The sequence below is a fragment of the Pseudarthrobacter sp. J1738 genome (genome assembly GCF_050490315.1).
Taxonomy (GTDB): domain Bacteria; phylum Actinomycetota; class Actinomycetes; order Actinomycetales; family Micrococcaceae; genus JBNPEO01.
The window spans coordinates 1-3,535 of the sequence record NZ_JBNPEO010000022.1 but is presented as its reverse complement, the minus strand read 5'-3'; the positions used below and the strand labels follow the sequence as shown (position 1 = coordinate 3,535).

Here is a 3,535-nt window from a genome sequence, read left to right as displayed (position 1 = left end):
CCGGCTCTTCCGAATCCAGAGTGTAGTCAGCGCTGCCGGGTGTGAAGTCCGGGGCGGGGAACTTGGTTCGGTGTAGGTGAGGGCCTTGGTAGAGAATCAGATTGTCTAGATCGAAATTTTCTACAGCAAGGCCCTCGTGTTCAACGCTACCTTTCAATGCCCTGACCTGACTACTTTTTGCCGTCTTGATGGCCTCGGACTCGAGGTGACCGGGCAGTATGTCCGTCCGGATCGTGCTGTTCTTGCTTGCCGTGTTCTCGCTCCTGATCAGTGGTGCCACAGGTGCGGATGCCAGGGCGTCTCCCGGGATACTGTGACGCGCGAACTGGGTCATGAACCTTTCGGTTGGCGACCCACCACGTTGCTGGTGCGTATCCGCCGTTACCAGTGCACCGGTTGTGGGCATGTGTGGCGCCAAGACACCACGAAAGCGGCCGAGCCCAGGGCTAAGCTCTCCCGTCGAGGGCTGCGTTGGGCGTTGGAAGGGATCGTGTGCCAACACCTCACCGTGGCCCGGATCGCTGAAGGCCTTGGCGTCACCTGGAACACCGCGAACAAGGCTGTTCTCGCCGAAGGAAGACGTGTGCTGATCGATGACCCACACCGCTTTGACGGGGTGAAAGTCATCGGTGTTGACGAGCATGTTTGGAGACATACTAGGCGCGGGGATAAGTACGTCACCGTCATCATTGACCTCACACCGATCAGGGACGGAACCGGTCCTTCCCGCTTGTTGGACATGGTCGAAGGACGTTCGAAACAAGTCTTCGCCACGTGGCTGCAGGGACGCCCACAGGCATGGCGAGACAGTGTTGAGGTCGTCGCCATGGATGGGTTCTCCGGCTTCAAGAGCGCCGCGGCCGACGAGCTGCCCGACGCTGTCCCGGTCATGGACCCCTTTCATGTCATACGCCTGGCAGGGGATGCGTTGGACCACTGCCGCCGACGCATCCAACAGGCAACGTGCGGGCACCGCGGACGTGCTGGCGACCCGCTCTATAAAGCACGACGCACATTGCACACCGGTGCAGATCTACTGACTGAGAAACAAAAAACACTGTGAGTCTTGCAGTGGCTGGTCTGGGACTAGCTGGCAGTGTTGATGCCGGTCGTTCTGCCTGGCGCGTGACTCGAAAAAACAATTGCCCCTTTGAGGGTGCATGTCCCCCGACTTGTCCGTACTGGGGGGAGCGGCCGGCGTTGACCTGTCCCACGTCGGTGGCTTGATTAGAAGCTTGCCCAGCCCTTTGGGGTTGTGGCTCATCACAGTATTGCCTCGACGTGACTCTTCCCCAGGTCAGTGCCGGTCGTGATGCGACCAGTCGTGCCCGTTCGAAAGGAAGGAGGGTGGCCGCGTTGACTCTCGTTGCGCAGACCCGCCCGTTCGTCATTGGCGTGGACTGCCACGCCCGCACCCACACCTACGCCATCATCGAGGCCAGCACCAAGCAGCAGGTCGCGTGCGAGCAGTTCCCGACCACCCCGGCAGGGATTTCCCGCGCACTTGCCTGGGTCGGCCGACGGACAGACGGTGATGTCGCCTGTCTATGGGCCGTTGAGGGTATCGGCTCTTATGGGGCACGTCTGGCCAGGGCGGTAACCGACGCCGGCTATGACGTCGCCGAAGCTCCACGGATGAACGCCCGAGGGCGCCGGGGCATCGGCAAGTCCGACCCGCTGGACGCGGCCGCCATCGGAACCGCAGTCCTGACCATCGAGGAGTCCCAGCTCCGTGCTCCGCGCAGGGATGAAGGAGCCCGTGCCGGGCTCAGGATCCTGAGCGCAGCCCGGGATCAGTTGACCCGGGACCGAACAATGAACGTCAATGCACTCATCGCCTTACTCCGGGCACACGATCTGGGAATTGACGCCCGTAAACCTCTGGTTCCCGCCCAGATCGTCACGATCACCAGGTGGCGGGAACGACAGGAGCAGATCGAACTGTCGATCGCGCGCGAGGAGGCAGTCCGGCTGGCGCGCCGCGTTCTCGAGGTGACCACCCAGCTGACGGCGAATCAGAAGCGTATGACAGAGCTGATCCAAGACAGCCCGGCGGCGCCGCTGTTGGAGATGGTGGGGGCTGGGGCTGTCACCGTCGCCACTGTCCTGACAGCTTGGTCGCATCCTGGAAGGGTCCGCAGTGAAGCTGCCTTCGCCTCGCTGGCAGGGGTGAATCCCTTGCCGGCCTCAAGCGGTAACACTGTCCGGCACAGGCTCAACCGGGGCGGTGACAGGCGCCTGAACAGGGCTTTGCACACCATCACCATGACCCGGATGGTCCACGACCCCGGAACACGGGACTACGTCGCCAAACGCACCCAAGAAGGACGCAGCTACCGCGAAATCCGCAGATCCCTCAAGCGCTACATTGCCCGTATCCTCTACCGCCAGCTCAACGCACTTTACGCCACCGCGGAACCGGCCCCATCCCGCGTTGCAGGGGCAGATGGTTGAGGTGGTGTCCGGTAAAGGATCCCTCGGCGTGCAAATTTCCCCTTCCTGGGACCTGCCGCTGGGCGTCGTCAGGGCATTCGATTGGTCCGAGTTAGAAGGCGCGCGACGGTGGGGTATTTGGCAGCCGTGTAGTCACTCCAGCCCGAGGCTGCGTCGGCTGCAATCTTCTTGGCCTCAAAGTATTCGGCGCGGGCCGCCGGATCTTCTCTGAGCAGATCGCGGAATGCGATGCGTGCAGACCATTCAGTGCCTTCGAATGCGACGACGTGCACCACGGATTCTCGATGGCGGCGGCTTGGCCACGCGAGCCAGCAATGGCCGGGCTTCATCCCCTCGAGGGCGAACCCCGCCATTTTCAGCGCCCGGGCTGCATTTTGAACGCTCGAAACCTTGACCCCCACGATCACGTCTATGACATCTTTCGCCGGCAGGTCGGGCACGGAAGTCGAACCAATGTGTTCGCAGTGGGCTTCGGGGAGCACTTCGAGGATCGCCGCGGCGAACCGGGCATAGTGGTCCGCCCATTCCTCGTATCTGCTCGCCACAAGTGTCACCGGCTGTTCGTCGTCCATCCGTCCGATTCTGGTCCCGATGGTGTCTGCACTCTTTGAGGCCACGCCGCTGCCGCCTTGGGTGGCGCCCGATAGGCCCTCTAAGGTGTTGCCACAGTTGGGACCCGATTGGCACTGGATCGAGGACCTGACCTCGCAAGTCACGGACAGGGCAGCACCAAAGGTCTCGCATGCCGGATCGTGTCAGCAGACTCGCCCGTTGAGGTGTACTACTGATCTGAGACAGTCTTTGAAAGGATTGTTCTCATGTCTTCTCGACCCACCTATTCTGATGAGTTCAAGGCTGATGCTGTTGCGTTGGCTAGTTCCTCTGGCCGGCCATTAGCTCTGGTAGCCGTTGAGCTTGGCGTTTCCCTGACCGCTCTCAAACGCTGGATCAGGCTCGACCGTGAAGGCGAGACTGGCGGCGCCCGAACACCGGACACCCCGGTTGATGCAGCGAAGTACAAGGCGATGGAAATCCGGTTACGTGAAGTGGAACGGGAGAACGAATTCCTAAAAAAAGTTTC

Annotated in this window: 3 protein-coding genes and 1 pseudogene; 3 read left to right on the top strand and 1 reads right to left on the bottom strand. The window is 61.5% G+C overall.

The window, feature by feature from the left end; genetic code table 11:
• Window positions 1-136 precede the first annotated feature (136 nt).
• Both ACQR35_RS14695 and ACQR35_RS14690 read left to right on the top strand, forming a co-directional pair.
• Window positions 137-1,054: pseudogene (locus ACQR35_RS14695) on the top strand (ISL3 family transposase); the annotation flags it as partial.
• 302 nt (window positions 1,055-1,356) lie between these two features.
• Complete coding sequence (locus tag ACQR35_RS14690; RefSeq protein ID WP_412884955.1) at window positions 1,357-2,454, top strand: IS110 family transposase; 1,098 nt, start codon at window positions 1,357-1,359, stop codon at window positions 2,452-2,454.
• Between the two features lie 68 nt (window positions 2,455-2,522).
• Here ACQR35_RS14690 and ACQR35_RS14685 read toward each other — a convergent pair whose 3' ends face one another.
• Window positions 2,523-3,071, bottom strand: a complete 549-nt coding sequence (locus ACQR35_RS14685; protein ID WP_430267606.1) for a GrpB family protein — start codon at window positions 3,069-3,071, stop codon at window positions 2,523-2,525.
• A gap of 201 nt (window positions 3,072-3,272) precedes the next feature.
• Here ACQR35_RS14685 and ACQR35_RS14680 point away from each other — a divergent pair.
• On the top strand, window positions 3,273-3,535 hold a 263-nt coding region (locus ACQR35_RS14680; RefSeq protein ID WP_430269233.1), incomplete at its 3' end, for a transposase.